We start from the raw sequence: 16,965 nt of genomic DNA, 5'->3' as shown, positions 1-16,965 counted from the left end.
GCGACCTTAAGGACGCCATCGCGGGCAAGCCTTGCTCCTACAAAGCCAGACACATGTTGAAATACTGCTCACTGCCATAACTGCTACAGTCAGGTCATTCATCATCCATCACCCGGTTGGAGTTTTTCCACGGCATGAATGAGACCAAACCCCCGCTGCTGCTACGCGCCCCGATCCCCGCAGGCTCGCGCCTGTCATTCTGTGAACCGACCCCGCGCGACCTCAAGCGCTGGATCGCCAATCTGCCGAAAGCCAATATCGGCGAAACCGCTCGCCAGTTGTATCAAGGTTTGAGCGAACTTAACCAACTGCTCACCCCCAGCGACAATCGCCTGCAATTGCTCGAATTGCTCCGGCCCGAGGTGTATTACGTCTGCAAACACCTCGAACGGCATTTCCTCCATCAAGCGATTGTGCTCGACGAGCGTTCGCGCAAGATCGCCAACCTGTGTCAGGCGCTGCAAAGCCATTTGGCCATCGGCTACAAACAAATCGTCCTGCGCGTCGCGCCGCGTTTCAGCAAGGACCGCGCGCCGCTGCTCACTCAGGCGCTGCAACGGGCGATCCATTGCCTGAACGGCCCGCTGATCCGCGCGACCCAGTTGTATTGCCCGGTGCCGGAAGGCGTGTGGCTGGAGCTGCATCAGCTGTATCAAATTGGCTGCCAGCACAAGCTGCAACATATAAAGGTGCGCGATGAACTGGCCAGCGAGACGCCGGAACTGACCCTCGAGCAAACCTACGTCGCCGCTCTGCTGCTGGGCGCGGCGCGCTGCAATCAACTGCGGCAGAACCAGATCGCCCGCCTCGCCGAAGTGCTGGAACCCTGGAGCCGTTGGATCAAGCTGCAACCCGGCAAGCAGGGCAACGAGCTGTTTGCGGTGGCGCCGGAGCTGGATGTCGGCCCGCGCTACCGGACCAAGTTCCGCGCCGAACAGCAGGCCAATTTGCTCGGGATCGATCCGCAACCGCTGGTCGCGGCCATCGAAGCGCGCTTGCTCAACCCGACCGACACGACGTTACCCATTCCAGCGGGGCTCAACCTCGACACGCTGCAACATTTGCACGCGGCGTGGGGCCAGGCAGCCGAGCGCAGTTTTCAGCGCACGGTCGGTAATGGCACGTTGACGCTGTGTGTCGGCATGAGCGCGCTGCACTTTTATTTGGGCGGGCAACGCTCGTTCAGCGACATCCTGAAAAACCCTGCCGGCCGTCGCGCGCAGTTCGCCGCGACAACTTCGGCCGCCACCGGCAAAGACAACTGGAGCCACGCCTTCGACGCCGCGCCGCAGGAAAACCCTGACGCGCTGCTGCCTTACGAGGAAATCGAATACCCGAACCTGGAGAATGACGACAACCACGAGGCCAACGACCGCAACCAGCATTTCCCGACCTACGCGTTGCCGGTGATCAATCACAGCCCCGGCGGTTATTGCCTGGCCTGGCCGGGCGCGGTGCCCGCCGAGTTGCAGGCCGGTGAAATGGTCGGCATCGAAGATGCTGCCGGCCAGGGTTGGAGCATTGCCGTAGTGCGCTGGATTCGTCAGGTGCGTGGCGGCGGCACGCAGATGGGCATCGAGCAGGTCGCACCGTACGCCGAGCCTTGCGGCTTGCAATTGGTGCGTACGCGGGACGATCACAGCCAGTATTTGCGCGGTTTATTGCTGCCGGCGATCAGCGCGATTGATCTGCCGGCAACGCTGCTGGCCCCGCGCCTACCGTTTCAGGAAGGCAATAAAGTGCTGATCAACACCAACGGCCAGGAACGCCGCGCCGGGCTCGATCGGCGGGTGTCGAGCACTAACAGCTTTAACCAGTTCGCCTATCGATCGCTGGAAGCGAGCAGAACCGAAAACGCCGCAGGCAGCGGCGTGATTGGTGCGGAAGAGGATTTTGATTCGTTGTGGAAGACGTTGTGAGTCAGTGAGATGGCGGTGCGGCATTCGCGGGCAAGCCTCGCTCCTACAGGGCAATGCGATCTCCTGTAGGAGCGAGGCTTGCCCGCGAAGAGGCCCGCTTAGGCGACTACGATCTCAGAGCTGCCCATCACGATCACGGAAACCCAGCAAATACAGAACGCCATCCAGCCCAAGGGTGGAAATCGCCTGTTTCGCCGACTGCTTCACCAGCGGTTTCGCGCGGAACGCCACGCCCAAACCGGCAATCGCCAGCATCGGCAGGTCGTTGGCGCCGTCGCCGACGGCAATGGTCTGCTCCAGACGCAAACCTTCCTTGTGCGCCAATTCTTTCAGCAGATCAGCCTTGCGCTGCGCATCGACAATCGGCTCGACCGCCACGCCGGTGACTTTGCCATCAAGCACTTCCAGCTCATTGGCGAACACGTAATCGATGCCGAGTTTGGCCTGCAACTGCTTGGCGAAGTAGGTAAAACCGCCAGACAGAATCGCGGTTTTGTAACCCAGACGCTTGAGTTCGGCGAACAGCGTTTCCGCGCCTTCGGTCAGGCGCAGCGAAGCACCGATTGAATCCAGCACGCTGACGTCGAGGCCTTTGAGCAGCGCCAGGCGTTCCTTGAAACTGGCGCGGAAGTCCAGTTCGCCGGCCATCGCCCGTTCGGTGATCGCCGAAACTTGCTCGCCCACGCCCGCAGCTTTCGCCAGTTCGTCGATGACTTCGGCTTCGATCAGCGTCGAATCCATGTCGAACACCGCCAGGCGCCGGTTGCGGCGGAACAGCGAGTCTTCCTGAAATGCGATGTCGACATTCAGTTCTTGCGCAACGCTGAGGAATTCCGCGCGCAAGGCTTGCGAATCCGCCGCTTCGCCGCGCACCGAAAACTCGATGCAGCCCTTGCCCTTGTCGGCCGGGGTGTCCAGCGGCATGCGCCCGGACAAACGATCGATGTGATCGATGTTCAACCCGTACTTGGCGGTGATCGAGCTGACGGCCTGCAATTGCCCGGCGGTGACTTTGCGGGTCAACAGCGTAACGATGTGGCGTTTTTTGCCTTGGTTGCCCACCCATTGCTGGTAATCCTCTTCGGACACCGGGGTGAAACGCACCTGCTGATCCAGTTCATAGCCCTTGAACAGGATGTCCTTGAGCACCGACTTGCCTTGCTCCGTGTCAGGAATTTCAACCAGGATGCCGAACGACAAAGTGTCGTGGATCACTGCCTGACCAATGTCGAGAATGTTCACACCACCCTGGGCCAGAACGCCGGTAATGGCCGCAGTCAGACCCGGTCGGTCGACTCCCGTGATGTTTATCAGGACGATTTCGCGCAAGGCGCACCCCCGCAGGTGGAAAAAAACCGCATTCTACCCACTTTCAGTGACCATCGGGCACCGTCAACGCTTTGCCGGTCTGGGGCCTGTCGCTATACTGCGCGTCAACTTCACGGACAAAAGAGCCGAGCTCAAGTGAACCGGCCCACGCCAGTAAAAACCGATAACTTCTTCCTGCTGATCTTCCGTGCACTGCGCCACCGCCGTGTACCGATTGCATTGCGCATCGCCAGCCATAACGTGATCCTGGTCGCTCTGGCCCTGGTGATTTATGCCTGTGTGATGGGTTTGCAGTTCAAGCAGGCCATGCACGAGCAGGCTGATGCGCTGGGCGAAAGCCTGACCACGCAGACCGCCACCTCGGCCACCGAGCTGTTGGTGTCCAACGACATCCTCAGCCTCAACGTGCTGCTCAACAACCTGACGAAAAATAAACTGGTGGCTCACGCCGCCATTTATAGCGTGGATAACCGCATCCTCGCCGAGTCCGGCCAGCGCCCCAAGCACAGCCTGCTGGGCGAAGCTGAAGGCATGTATGAGAGCAAGATCACTTTCCAGGATGTCAGCGCCGGGCAATTGCGCATCAGCCTGGACATGGATCAGTTCCAGCAGCCGATGACCATCAGCCTGCAAAGCATGGGCATTTTGAGCGCGATTCTGCTGGCCTTGTCGCTCGCCTTGAGCCTGCGTCTGGGTCGCCATATCTCGACGCCACTGCTGCAATTGCGCGTGTGGCTGCGCAACATCGACGAATACACCCCGGCCACTGAGCGCCAGGATGAGATCGGCGACCTCGCGCGTCAGTTGCACGCCAATTTCGCCCCGGAACCGAGCGAGCCGGAGCCGACGCCCGAGCCTGAATTCGATGACGAGGATTACGACGAAGAGGCTGATCCAGCCTTCGAAGTACGTAACCTGCGCGATCCGAGCTTCGACGAGAGCAAACCGGTTGCTGGCCTCAAGCCTGCTCCGCGTCAGGTGGTCAGCACCGTTGAAGACGATGACGACGAAGATCCGTTCGCCGATCTGCGCGACGTAGCGGTCGATACCGCGCCGAAAACCCTGGCAAAACCGGTGATCTCCAACGTTCCGCAGCACAGCGCGGTGTTGGCCGTGCAGTTGGGCGCGCAGGATCAACTGCGTCGCTTGCCGCGCACGCGCCTTGAGGAACTGCTGAAGCGCTATCGCGATTGTCTCGATCAGGCCGCTTCGCTGTATCAAAGCGAGCTGCACACGCTGAACGATGGCAGCACGCTGATGCTGTTCCACACCGAAGACAGCGGCGACGATTACCTGACCAACGCGATTTGCTGCGGCGAATTGCTCCGCGCCTTGGGCCATCAGTTGCAGATTGAAGTCGCGGACAGTGGCATCACGCTGCAACTGCAATTGGGCCTGACGTTGGGCGACGAGTTGTTTGGCTTGAGCCAGATTGATCTGCTGCTGACCGAAGCGGCGCAGGACGCCTTGGCGCTGTCGCAACACAGCCGCAATCTGCTGCTGGTAGAGCGCAAGATCAGCGACGACGCCTTGATCCGCCAACGCGCGCGGATCCGCCCGATCGCCAGCCCGGAAGGCGCGTGCTGCGTGGAGCGGTTGATGGAGCCTTATCCATCGATGCTCGAGCGGCAACTGGCGCGGATGCACGAACGCCGGGCGTAGAAGCCCTGCTATAAAAAAACCCGCAGCCAAGTGATTGGTTGCGGGTTTTTTGTTGGGCTGGGATTGTATTTACTGCAAAAACCACCCCTCTCCCTAACCCTCTCCCCAAAGGGGCGAGGGGACTGACCGGGTTGTCCTCTCGAGTTACATCGACCTGGGATATCGAGTCGAACTCAGGCGTTGAACTGCATGAAGATCTGCTCCCTTTCCCTCCCCTTGGGCGAGGGGACTGATATCGAGTCGAACTCAGGTGTTGAACAGCATGAAGATCTGCTCCCTTTCCCCTCTCCCCCGTGGGGAGAGGGTTGGGGTGAGGGGTGACTCTCAAGCCGGACACCTGTTCCAGGCACACATCAGTCAATCCGCAGAAACAACAAAGCCCGCATCGCTGCAGGCTTTGTGTCGGGTCAATCCAGGCTTTAGAACCTGAACACTTCCATATCGGTGCGGATCGGCGAGGCCATTGGGATCTTCGGCTGCTTGTCCTGCTCCGCCGCTGGCGCTACAGGCTTGGGATTCTTTTTACGCGGTGCGTCAGCGATTGGCGGCTGGTTGGCCAATGGTTTCAGCGCCACCGACAGTTGCTCGGCCAGACGTTGCAGCAATACACCTTGCGCCTGCACCTGCGCCGCCGTGTCACCAGCGTGTTGCTCTTGCAGATGAATGATGCGGTTATCGCGAACCTGACCACGACGGTCGATCAAACGCCATTGCGCATCGAGGATCGCCGGTTGCGACTCACCCGAATCCAGACGAGTAATGGTCAGCAGCACCTGAACATCCGGAGCAAAACCCAATGTCGCTGGCGCCAGCACTACGCGTTGGCTGTCCAGATGACCGGCAACCTGACGCAGCAGCAGTTGATCGATGTCCGAAGACAGGCTTCCCGCCCAACGACCATCGGCTGAGGCCTGGAGGCTGCCGTCCGGTTGGCGTTGCAGCAGCGTTTCGCGTTGCAGGTAATCGGCAATCGTTACCGGGCCCAGCAGTACCGCCATGCCAGCGCTTTGCGCAGGCTGAGCCGGACTTCCGCTGTCCAGCTGATACAGCGACACCGGTTGGTGTGTGCTGCAACCCGCCAGGCCAAGAACACCGGCGAGCATCAAAATAAACGGAAGGCGCAGAGCGGTCATCGTCCCATCCAGGTGGCTGCCACAAGGCTAACCACAGTGAAAATACTCAATAAATATGAAGAACGCTCGGCCACGCCGGCGCTTGAAAGGCCATATCATCCGTGAATATGCGTTCCGACTCCAGCGCCAAAGCGTCGATCTACGCGTTAAATCGTAGATCGAGCGCTCTGGGACGCCTGATTGAGTTATTCGACGAGCAGCGCATCGACCCGCTGAAAGCCCCTTGGCAACTTGTTGCCGCGACGCCCACGCTCACCTTTGTAGTGTTCGAGGTCGTCCGCCTTCAGTGACAAGGTACGTTTTCCGGCTTGCAGCACCAGGGTGGCGCCTTCCGGCAGCACAGCGATGTCCGTGACATATTCTTCGCGACTGGCAACCCGCTCACCGGAAATCCCGATGATCTTGTTGCCTTTGCCCTTACCTAATTGTGGCAGGTCGCTGATCTTGAAGATCAGCAGGCGACCTTCGGTCGTCACCGACGCCAGCCAGTTACTCTCGCGGTCGGCCACCGGGCGCGGAAGAATCACTTTCGAGTTGTTCGGCAGGCTCAGCAGCGCTTTACCGGCCTTGTTTTTAGCCTGGAAGTCTTCACCCTTGACCACAAACCCGTAGCCGGCATCCGAGGCGATCACGTACAGCGAATCGTCCTCGGGCATCAGCACGCATTCAAAGGTTGCGCCGGGCGGCGGCGTCAGACGACCGGTCAGCGGCTCGCCCTGGCCACGGGCCGAGGGCAGCGTGTGCGACGGCACCGAATAGCTGCGACCGGTGGAATCGATAAACACCGCAAACTGGTTGGAACGTCCCGGCGCCAAGGCTTTGAAGCCATCGCCGGCCTTATAGGACAGCCCGGTCGCGTCGATTTCGTGACCCTTGGCCGAACGCACCCAGCCTTTTTCCGAGAGCACCACCGTGACTTTCTCGTTCGGCAGCAGATCGTGCTCGGTCAGCGCTTTGGCTTCGGCGCGTTCGACGATTGGCGAACGGCGGTCGTCGCCATAGGTTTCGGCGTCCTTGAGCAGCTCGGTGCGCACCAGTTTTTTCAGCTTGGCTTCGCTGCCCAGCAAGGCTTGCAGCTTGGCTTGTTCCTTGAGCAATTCATCCTGCTCGGCGCGCAGCTTCATTTCTTCAAGTCGCGCCAACTGCCGCAGACGAGTGTCGAGAATGTAGTCGGCCTGGATTTCGCTGAGCGCAAAACGCGCGATCAGTGCGGCTTTCGGGTGTTCCTCGGTGCGGATGATGTGGATCACTTCATCCAGGTTGAGGTAGGCAATCAGCAAACCGTCCAACAGGTGCAAGCGACGCTCGACCTTGTCGAGGCGGAATTGCGAACGTCGGCGCACCGTGCGCACGCGGAATTCCAGCCACTCGACCAGCAACGCGCGCAGGTTTTTCAGCTGCGGTTTGCCGTCGAGCCCGATGATGTTGATGTTGACCCGATAGCTCGATTCCAGCTCGGTGCTGGCGAACAAATGCTGCATCAGCGCATCGTGATCGAAGTTCTTCCGCGCGCCCGGAATGATCACGATCCGGCACGGGTTTTCGTGGTCGGACTCGTCACGCAAGTCGGCAATCTGCGGCGCTTTGGACGGCTTGGCCTGCATCATCGCGGCGATCTGTTCCAGCACCTTGGCCCCGGAGACCTGGTGCGGCAGCGCGGTGACGATGATGTCGCCGTCCTCGATGTGGTAAACGGCGCGCATGCGCACCGAACCCTTGCCGGTTTCGTACATCTTCAGCAGGTCGGCGCGCGGCGTGATGATTTCCGCTTCGGTCGGGTAGTCCGGGCCCTGAATGTGTTCGCAGAGCTGTTCGACCGTGGCTTTCGGCTCATCGAGCAAACGCACGCACGCCGTCGCGACTTCGCGCAAGTTGTGCGGCGGCACGTCGGTGGCCATCCCCACGGCGATGCCAGTGGTGCCATTGAGCAGGATGTTCGGCAAACGCGCCGGCAACACCAGCGGCTCGTCGAGTGTGCCGTCGAAGTTCGGGCCCCAATCGGCAGTGCCCTGCCCCAGCTCGCTGAGCAGCACTTCGGAATAACGCGACAAACGCGCTTCGGTGTAACGCATGGCGGCGAAGGACTTCGGATCGTCCGGCGCACCCCAGTTGCCCTGGCCATCGACCAGCGTGTAGCGATAGCTGAACGGCTGGGCCATCAGGACCATGGCTTCATAGCAGGCCGAATCGCCGTGCGGGTGGAATTTACCGAGCACGTCACCGACGGTACGCGCCGATTTCTTGTGCTTGGAATCGGCGTCCAGCCCCAACTCGCTCATCGCGTAGATGATGCGCCGCTGTACCGGTTTCAGGCCGTCGCCGATGTGCGGCAAGGCGCGGTCCATGATCACGTACATGGAATAGTTGAGGTAGGCATTTTCGGTGAAGTCAGCCAGTGACCGGCGCTCTACACCGTCCAGGCTGAGATCAAGGGAGTCGCTCATGCGGGCCTCATTATTTCGTGGTCTGGCGCAGCAGCATGGTGCCACCGCGCTGGGTAAATTCAAGTTTGTTCAGTGCGCTCATGCCGAGCAGCACCTGATTGCCATCCAGGCCTGGCGCGACCAGCGCGCGAACATCACGCAGCACGATATCGCCCAGTTGCAGCCGATCGATGCGGGTTCGGTAACCCTGGCTCAAACCATTGGCGGTGCTCAGGGTCACGCCGAAGCCCTTCTCCAGTTTCAAGCGCTGCGCGACGCTGACCGGAATCGCCACATCGGTGGCCCCGGTGTCGAGCATGAAATCCACCGCTGACCGTTGATCTGGCCGCTGGCGACAAAATGCCCTTGGTGATTGCCCACCAGTTTCACTTCGATAAACCCTTCGCCCTGCTGTGAAACGACCTCGGCGTTGGGGTTCTGCTGACGCTCTTCCCACTGGCCGAAAAACCGCGTCGCCAGAAACAGCGCCGCGCACCAGGCGAGAATCATCAAGACCCGACCGGCGCGTTTGCCCGGCGGCTGCTGGCTCATGGCTTGGCACCCCAGCCACCTTCAGGCGCGGCGAAGCGCCAGACGATCGGACGAACTTCACCGTCGGCGCGCACCCCGAAGTTGTTGTCGATGCCGATCCAGGCACCGTCGGCGTTGACCACCAGCGCTTCCGCCAGACCATAGGCCTGTGGATAACGCCGTTGCTCATGCAGGGCTTCGTCGGCATACGACCAGCACCGCTCGACTTTCGCCGTCAGCGCGTCGCGTCGACAGATCTGAAACGCGTTGCGTTCGAGGGTAAAAAGCTTGCCGTTGAACAACGACAAGTCGGCAAAATCACGGGAAACCGCGCGCGCTCGCGGAAACTGCGCGGGTTGCATTTCCAGCCCTGCTTCACTCAACAGCACGCAGCGACCGTCGCAATCCCAGACGGTTTGCTGACGTTTGATCAGCAGTAATCCACGGCTCTCACGCTCGGCAGCCAGCCACAAGGCGTTGCCTTCCGGGTTGATCGCCAGCCCTTCGAACAAGGCGTTGAAACGCAGCAACATGCCGCTGGCCCGGGCTTCGCGCACCAGCATCGGCGAAATCTTCAGCCACGACGCGGCGCCCTGCGGTGTCACTTGCAGCACGGCGGCGTGGGATTCGCTGACGACGTACCGGTTGCCGGCGCTGTCGCAGGTGATGCCTTCAAAATCCAGATCACCGCCGCGCACAAACGACGCCGCCCAGGTCCGCGAACTCAGGCCCAGCGGCAAACCGCTGTCGGGCACCGGCGGTACGTCGATGCGCACAGCTTCGGCCTGCCAGGGTTCGGCGCGGGTATCAAGACGGTAGATTTGATCGTCGTCGCGATCAGAAATTGTCCACAGCTCCTGACCGCATTGCGCCAGCCCCGACAGGTTGCCGCCGCGCATGCCATCGACGGCATGCTCGGACACCAGGCGCAGCTGCGGCGCCGGCTCGGCAGACGCCGTAGCCGAAACCAGCAGCCAGACACACGCCAGGGCAAAGCCAAAACGCATCAGCCGAGCACCTCGGCCAGGTCACCCTTGGACTCCAGCCACGACTTGCGATCACCGGCGCGTTTCTTCGCCAGCAGCATGTCCATCATTTCCGAGGTCGCTTCGAAATCGTCCAGCGTCAACTGCACCAGACGCCGAGTGTTCGGGTCCATGGTGGTTTCGCGCAGTTGCGGCGGGTTCATTTCACCCAGACCTTTAAATCGGGTGACCTGCGGTTTGCCGCGCTTTTTCTCGGCAACCAGACGATCAAGAATGCCATCGCGCTCGGCTTCGTCCAGCGCGTAGTAAATCTCTTTGCCCAAGTCGATGCGGTACAGCGGCGGCATCGCCACGTAGACGTGACCGGCATCCACCAACGGGCGGAAATGCTGGACGAACAACGCGCACAGCAACGTGGCGATGTGCAGACCGTCGGAGTCGGCGTCGGCGAGGATGCAGATCTTGCCGTAACGCAGCTGCGCAATGTCCGCCGAGCCCGGATCGACGCCAATCGCCACGGCGATGTTGTGCACTTCCTGACTGGCGAGCACTTCGCTGCCATCGACTTCCCAGGTGTTGAGGATCTTGCCGCGCAACGGCAGGATCGCCTGGAACTCCTTGTCCCGCGCTTGTTTGGCGGAACCGCCGGCGGAATCACCTTCGACCAGAAACAGCTCGGAACGCATCGGGTCTTGCCCGGCGCAATCCGCCAGTTTGCCCGGCAACGCCGGACCGGCAGTCACGCGTTTGCGCTCGACTTTCTTGCTCGCTTTCAGACGACGGCCGGCGTTGTTGATCGCCAGTTCCGCCAGGAGCATGCCGGTTTCCGGGTGCGCGTTGAGCCACAGGCTGAACGCATCCTTGACCACCCCGGAGACAAACGCCGCCGCTTCACGCGAGGACAGGCGTTCCTTGGTCTGGCCGGAGAATTGCGGCTCCTGCATCTTCATCGACAGGACGAAGGCAATGCGTTCCCAGACGTCTTCCGGCGCCAGTTTCACACCGCGCGGCAGCAGGCTGCGGAATTCACAGAATTCGCGCATCGCATCGAGCAAGCCCTGACGCAAACCGTTGACGTGGGTACCGCCCTGCGCCGTCGGGATCAGGTTGACGTAGCTTTCCTGAACGCTGTCGCCACCTTCCGGCAACCACAGCAACGCCCAATCGACCGCTTCTTTATTACCGGCGAGGCTGCCGCAGAATGGTTCGTCCGGCAGACGTTCAAAACCGTTGACCGCGTCCACCAGATACGAGCGCAGACCGTCTTCGTAGTGCCATTCGACTTTCTCGCCGCTGGCCTTGTCTTCAAAACTGACCAGCAGCCCCGGGCACAGAACGGCTTTAGCCTTGAGCACGTGCTTGAGGCGGCTGATGGAGAATTTTGGTGAGTCGAAATATTTCGGGTCCGGCGCGAAGAACACGCTGGTGCCGGTGTTGCGCTTGCCGACGGTGCCAATCACTTCCAGTTCGGTTTTTTTGTAACCGTCCGCGAAAGTCATCTGGTATTCGTTGCCTTCACGCTTTACGCGCACCCGGACTTCGTTCGACAAGGCGTTGACCACGGAAATACCCACCCCGTGCAAACCGCCGGAGAACTGGTAGTTCTTGTTGGAAAACTTGCCGCCCGCATGGAGTTTGGTGAGGATCAGCTCAACGCCCGACACGCCCTCTTCCGGGTGAATGTCGACCGGCATGCCACGCCCGTCATCGCTGACTTCCAGCGAATGATCGGCGTGCAGGATGACCTGCACCGTGCTCGCGTGCCCGGCCAAGGCTTCGTCGACGCTGTTGTCGATGACTTCCTGGGCCAAGTGATTCGGCCGACTGGTGTCGGTGTACATGCCGGGGCGTTTACGCACCGGGTCGAGGCCCGAGAGGACTTCGATGGCGTCGGCGTTATAAGAGCTAGCGCTGGGAGTGGCCATGGGGTCTCGTCGTCAAATGTTCTATGAAAAGGGGCGAGGGTTCACAGTGCCGTGAAATCAATCGCCTGATACAAATCTGCGCCGATGCCGGCAAAACTCAACAGCGCCGGCAATCGCTCGGCAAACCCCTGGAAACCATGGTCGCCGCCGGCCTGGATACGCAACGCGCAGGCCCGGTAATACTGCTGGGCGTGCCGATAATCCAGCGTTTCATCGCCGGTCTGCAACCACACCTGAAACCGCTGCGGATCCCGAGGCGCCGGCACTTCCAGCTCGGCGAGCGCCGCCACATGGTCGTGGGTCAACTCCCAGGATTCATCGGTGTAGAGGTTTTTCTGCGTCCCCAGAAACCCGTCAAACATCCGGTGCGGACTGACGGCGGGATTGACCAGCAACGCCTTGAGGCCATGCTGCTCGGCCAAGTGAGTCGCATAGTAGCCGCCGAGTGAGCTGCCGACCAGCAGCGGCCGCCCAAGCTCCTCGATCGCCCGATTCAACTGACCGATGGCCTCGCGCGGATGATGATGCAAGGCCGGCACCTGCAAGTGGTCGCTCAGGCCCAGGCGCTCCATCACATTGATCAACTGGCTGGCCTTCTTCGAGGCCGGCGCGCTGTTGAAGCCGTGGATATAAAGGATCGAACCGGACATTAGAGCTCCCTGAGCGTCGGGTAAAGAGGCGGAGTTTACAGGGAGACGCGGGGATCGGGGATAGGGTTGGGGAAGTTGGTGGTGGGGAGAATCAATCGCGAGCAGGCTCACTGCTACAGGGGATTTTGGGCGTTGCCATCACCGCGGCAACGGGTGAGGCCCCGCAATCAATAGCCGTTGGAGCCGTAATCGACCGTGAAGTCGAACCCGCTGACCCGCTCAACGCCGGTTTCAATCAAGCCATCCGGCAACAACCGCAACCACCGATACCCCGGCGCCTGTTCCCCGACCTTGAAATCCTCACTGCCGGGCTCGAACTGAATGCAAGTCGAAGGCGAGGCGATCAACCGCACGCCCTCGCGCATTTGATCGATCTCCTGATGCACATGCCCCCACAAAACGCCGCGCACCTGAGGAAACCGATCCAGCACGGCAAACAGCGCCTCAGGATTACGCAACCCGATCGGCTCCATCCACGCGCAGCCAATCGACACCGGATGATGATGAAAACACACCAAATGATGCCGCTCCGGCGCCTCACTCAAAGCACGCGCCAACAGCTGCAACTGCTCATCCTGCAAATAACCGGGAACGGAGCCAGGCACCGCCGAATCCAGCAGCGTCACCCGCCAATTCCCCACATCCACCACCGGCTCCAGCAGCGCGCTCTGCACCGCCGCCTCAGCCATCACCTGCGGCTCGTCGTGATTGCCCGGAATCCAGCGCGCCGGCGCATCCAGTTGCCGGGTCAAATCGCGAAACTGCTGATACGACGCCAACGTCCCATCCTGGGAAATATCACCACTGGCAATGATCAAGTCGATCTGCGGCTGCTGCTGGCGAACCAGCTCGATCACCCGTTGCAGGCTCTCGCGCGTTTTCATCCCCAGCAAGGAACCGTCCGCCTCGGCGAACAAATGACTGTCGGATAACTGCACCAGCAACGCCGGATCGGCGGTGGTCAATGTGGATACGCTGGGCAAGGCGTTCTCCCGAGGCTGAATCACGGAATTGGATAGAAGCCGCAATTATGCTGGGGGAAGGTCAAAAGAGGAAAGCGCGGAACCCGACACAGTTCACATCTAACGCACAACCGCGTACTCATGCCCGCACGCAAGGCAATGACTCAGCCATTCCCCCAGGAACAGATTGAGCTGGGCTTTTTCATCCGGCTGATGCATCGCCGCATTCGGATAAGGATAGATGCCCCGAAAGCGTCTTGCATGTTCGGCGCTGACCACCTCGGCCATGCACGCGTCGTGATACACCTGAACTTCCAGTTGCGGCACCGGCAACCACGGCAGACTGTGTTCCTGGCGCACTTGCAGGGTCGTGGTATACGGGCAGACTTGCAGCACTTCCAGCGCCAGCACGCCGAGCATCTGATCACCCTGAGTCACGGCAATGCGCCGCGCCTCGGGTTCGCTGCGCATGTCCGGGAGCAGTCGCATCAGGCGCGCGTAGTTGGCCTCGCACGAGGCTTGCAGCCCGGCGAGGTCGACACGATAGCGATCGCGCAACTTGTTTACGACCATAACCCCCTCACTTCAGCGCGGTTCAAAGCAAGCCATTGCAAAGCAATGATGCTGGCCGCGTTGGCAATTCGTCCGTCGCGTACGGCTTGCAGCGCGTCTTCGAACGCCCATACCGTGACGCGGATATCTTCCGCTTCTTCTGCCAGTCCATGCAGGCCTCCGACTCCATCGGTTTCACAACGCCCCAAATACAAGTGGACGAATTCGTTGCTGCCGCCCGGTGACGGGAAATACTTGGTCATCGGCCACAGCGCCGCGAACACCAGCCCAGCTTCCTCCTGCGCCTCGCGGTGAGCAACTTCTTCCGGCTGCTCATCCTTGTCGATCAGACCGGCGACCAGCTCGATCAGCCAAGGGTTGGACGTCTTGCCCATGGCGCCGACGCGAAACTGCTCGATCAGCACCACTTCATCGCGCTGCGGATCGTAAGGCAGCACGCAAACCGCATCGTGACGCACAAACACTTCACGATTGATCTCGCGACTCATGCCACCGGCAAACAATTCGTGACGCAAATGCAGGCGATCGAGTTTGTAGAAGCCCTCGTAGCATTTTTCGCGTCGAACGATCTCAACGGTGGTCGGGGTGGCGTTGGCAAAATCAGTCATGACAATCCTCGTGTGCTGCTTATCCGTAACGAGGTTCCGGGTGGTGACTGGCGACCTCGCTTTCGCGCCATCCTAACGCGCGACTGCGGTTGATGCAGCCCCTTTACCATCAGCGGGATAGACGGTGAGGGCGAAACCAACTCTAATTAGCTTAGTGGCGAACTGACTGCTTCGTTGACAGTCGAAGCGGTAACTTTTCGCCTTTCCCTGTTTTATGAAGGACGCCCATGTCGCTTTTTAAAATCGCCTCCGTGGCCGCAATCGCCCTGACGTTGGGCGCCTGCCAAAGCCTGTTCCAACCCAATTACCGGACGCCGCTGGAAACCACCCGCGATGCCTCGGAAACCCTGAAACCGGGTTGCACCACGGCAGATTGCCCTTTGGTGAATATCGATACCCTGCGATTCCCGGACGAGCCACAGCTGGACGGCATCGTTGAGCGAAACCTGCTGCAATTGACCCGCACCTCCGCCGACGCGCCAGCCGCGCCGACACTCGCCGCGTATCGCGACCAATTCCTGCGCAATGCCGAGCCGCGCTCCAGCAGTTACCTGCAAGCCAAAGTACGTGAGCAGCATGACGGCTTGGTGATCGTCGAGTTTTCCAGCTACCTGGACACCGGCGGCGCGCATGGCACGCCGGGCCGCAGCTTCGTCAACTATTCGCGCCAGCAGCACAAAGTGCTGACGTTGTCGGACATGTTGCTGCCGGGTCAGGAAGAAGCGTTCTGGAAAGCCGCGCAAGTGGCGCACAACAGCTGGCTGATCAGCACCAAGCTCGATCAGGAACCGGAGTTCCTGAAGAACTGGCAGTTCCAGAAAACCCAGAACGTCGCGCTGACCTACGGTGGGGTGATCCTCAAGTACGAAACCAGCACCATCGCGCCGTACGCGCTGGGCCACATCGAACTGAAGATCCCCTACCCGCGCCTGAACGGCATCCTCAGACCCGAACTGTTTCCCGGCCGTAACTGAAGGCTCGACCGAGCACCAGTTGCAGCAGCCCTGCCACGATCAACGCCGGCAGGGTTGCGCCGACATCCGGATGCAGATTGGCCAGCAAATGATAGGTGCTGACCCCGCCCAGCCAGGCGAGCAGCGCCGGCCAGCGCAACGCGGCTGAAGCCACTTGGCCGCTGCGTTTGCGCAGGATGAAGTGATCCACCAGCACCACGCCGAACAGTGGCGCAAACACCGAACCGATCAGCAACAGGAAGTTCTGGTACTGCGCCAATGGCGCCAGCAACGCGATCAACGTGCAAATGACACCGATGGCCAACGCCAGGTGCTCGACCTTCAAGCGCAACAGCATCCCGCTCGACACCGCCGCCGAATGAATATCGGCAAAGGCGTTTTCCGACTCGTCCAGCAGAATCAGCAGCAGTGGAATCCCCAGGCCGGCACCGGCCAACGCCAACAGCAAGGCATTCACTTCACCGCTCGGCGCGAACGCCAGGGTGTAGGCAACGCCGAGGCTCATCAGCCAGAAGTTACCGATAAAGAAGCCAATCGCAGTGCCGCCAAACACGTTTTTCGCGCGTTTGCCGAAACGTGAGTAGTCGGCAATCAGCGGCAGCCACGACAGCGGCATGGCGATGGCGATATCGAAACCCACCGCAAATGGCATCGAACCGTCACCGGCCTGCGCCCACAACGCGGCCAGATCGGCCTTGGCGAACAGGTTCCAGGTCAGCCAGATGCACGCGGCCAGCAGCAGCCAAATGCCCCACTTGCGCAGGATCTGCCGCACGAACGTCAGCGGCCCGCTGACGGCGAGCAGGGTCGCGAGGCCACCGAAAAATACGGTCCAGAGCAGTGGATTGGCGAGCAGGCTACCGTCGCTGAACGCCCGCGCGCCGAGCAGGCTGGCAGCGTCGCGCATGACGATGATTTCGAACGAGCCCCAACCGATCAGTTGCAGCAAGTTGAGCACTGCCGGCAGGCTCGCGCCGTGTTTGCCCAGGCTGAGCTTGAGCGCGGCCATCGACGACAGGCCGGTGTCGCTGCCGATCACGCCGACGGCGGCCAGCAGCAGCACGCCGACCAGCGTACCGAGAAAAATTGCCAGCAACGAGCCGGACAAGCCCAGCCCCGGCGCGAGCAATGCGCCGGTCTGCAAGACCATCAGGCCGATGCCGAGGGAAAACCACAGGGAAAACAGATCGCGGCCGCCGAACACACGTTTGTCGGTCGGCACCGCAATGTCAGGGGAATAAGTGCTGGGTTGAATGCTCAAGGGTGTTATCTCAGAGGGATATTATTTTT

The 16,965-nt window shown here is 60.7% G+C and carries 13 protein-coding genes and 1 pseudogene; 3 read left to right on the top strand and 11 right to left on the bottom strand.

Going from position 1 to position 16,965, the window contains the following annotated elements:
• Positions 1-134 precede the first annotated feature (134 nt).
• Entirely contained in the window at positions 135-1,919 is a 1,785-nt protein-coding gene (locus tag FBY12_RS20115) for a molecular chaperone (RefSeq protein ID WP_145255275.1), read from the top strand.
• 114 nt (positions 1,920-2,033) lie between these two features.
• Here the strand turns inward: FBY12_RS20115 and serB are convergent, their stop codons facing one another.
• A complete protein-coding gene (gene serB / locus FBY12_RS20110) occupies positions 2,034-3,248 on the bottom strand; it encodes a phosphoserine phosphatase SerB (protein WP_145255272.1) in 1,215 nt (404 codons plus the stop codon).
• Between the two features lie 135 nt (positions 3,249-3,383).
• Here serB and FBY12_RS20105 point away from each other — a divergent pair, with 135 nt between their 5' ends.
• Positions 3,384-4,910, top strand: coding sequence for an AhpA/YtjB family protein (locus FBY12_RS20105; RefSeq protein WP_145255269.1), 1,527 nt, complete (start codon positions 3,384-3,386; stop codon positions 4,908-4,910).
• 419 nt (positions 4,911-5,329) lie between these two features.
• On the opposite strand, the gene FBY12_RS20100 is transcribed toward FBY12_RS20105, so the two are convergent.
• The 9 genes and pseudogenes from FBY12_RS20100 to FBY12_RS20060 all read right to left on the bottom strand — a co-directional run bounded on the left by FBY12_RS20100 (position 5,330) and on the right by FBY12_RS20060 (position 14,701).
• A complete protein-coding gene (locus FBY12_RS20100; RefSeq protein ID WP_121732870.1) occupies positions 5,330-6,043 on the bottom strand; it encodes a membrane integrity-associated transporter subunit PqiC in 714 nt (237 codons plus the stop codon).
• A gap of 185 nt (positions 6,044-6,228) precedes the next feature.
• Complete coding sequence (parC, locus tag FBY12_RS20095) at positions 6,229-8,487, bottom strand: DNA topoisomerase IV subunit A (protein WP_145255266.1); 2,259 nt, start codon at positions 8,485-8,487, stop codon at positions 6,229-6,231.
• A gap of 10 nt (positions 8,488-8,497) precedes the next feature.
• Positions 8,498-9,018, bottom strand: a pseudogene (locus FBY12_RS20090) (TIGR02281 family clan AA aspartic protease).
• Positions 9,015-10,004: an esterase-like activity of phytase family protein gene (locus FBY12_RS20085; RefSeq protein ID WP_145255263.1), complete on the bottom strand. Its 990-nt coding sequence runs from the start codon at positions 10,002-10,004 to the stop codon at positions 9,015-9,017. Before FBY12_RS20085 ends, FBY12_RS20090 begins: the two are co-directional and overlap by 4 nt.
• Positions 10,004-11,908, bottom strand: a complete 1,905-nt coding sequence (gene parE / locus FBY12_RS20080) for a DNA topoisomerase IV subunit B (protein ID WP_145255260.1) — start codon at positions 11,906-11,908, stop codon at positions 10,004-10,006. The genes FBY12_RS20085 and parE overlap by 1 nt, the downstream gene beginning before the upstream one ends.
• Before the next feature lie 41 nt (positions 11,909-11,949).
• On the bottom strand, positions 11,950-12,558 hold the full coding sequence (locus FBY12_RS20075; RefSeq protein ID WP_092274199.1) for a YqiA/YcfP family alpha/beta fold hydrolase: 609 nt from the start codon (positions 12,556-12,558) through the stop codon (positions 11,950-11,952).
• 167 nt (positions 12,559-12,725) lie between these two features.
• Positions 12,726-13,541 (bottom strand): 3',5'-cyclic-AMP phosphodiesterase, encoded by an 816-nt coding sequence (gene cpdA, locus FBY12_RS20070; RefSeq protein WP_145255257.1) that lies wholly within the window; start codon positions 13,539-13,541, stop codon positions 12,726-12,728.
• 99 nt (positions 13,542-13,640) lie between these two features.
• The gene (locus FBY12_RS20065; RefSeq protein ID WP_092274206.1) at positions 13,641-14,093 is read right to left on the bottom strand and encodes a DUF1249 domain-containing protein; all 453 of its coding nucleotides are present in this window, start codon (positions 14,091-14,093) and stop codon (positions 13,641-13,643) included.
• A complete protein-coding gene (locus FBY12_RS20060; protein WP_092274208.1) occupies positions 14,084-14,701 on the bottom strand; it encodes an NUDIX domain-containing protein in 618 nt (205 codons plus the stop codon). Before FBY12_RS20060 ends, FBY12_RS20065 begins: the two co-directional genes overlap by 10 nt.
• A gap of 227 nt (positions 14,702-14,928) precedes the next feature.
• On the opposite strand from FBY12_RS20060, the gene FBY12_RS20055 reads away from it, so the two are divergent.
• Complete coding sequence (locus FBY12_RS20055) at positions 14,929-15,675, top strand: RsiV family protein (protein ID WP_092274211.1); 747 nt, start codon at positions 14,929-14,931, stop codon at positions 15,673-15,675.
• Here the strand turns inward: FBY12_RS20055 and cytX are convergent.
• Positions 15,644-16,936, bottom strand: coding sequence for a putative hydroxymethylpyrimidine transporter CytX (gene cytX / locus FBY12_RS20050; RefSeq protein ID WP_145255254.1), 1,293 nt, complete (start codon positions 16,934-16,936; stop codon positions 15,644-15,646). The genes FBY12_RS20055 and cytX overlap by 32 nt on opposite strands.
• Positions 16,937-16,965 lie beyond the last annotated feature (29 nt).

Source organism: Pseudomonas sp. SJZ131, assembly GCF_007828705.1.
Lineage (GTDB): Bacteria > Pseudomonadota > Gammaproteobacteria > Pseudomonadales > Pseudomonadaceae > Aquipseudomonas > Aquipseudomonas prosekii.
The sequence above is the reverse complement of the archived record's forward strand: the minus strand, read 5'-3'. Positions and strand labels throughout refer to the sequence as shown.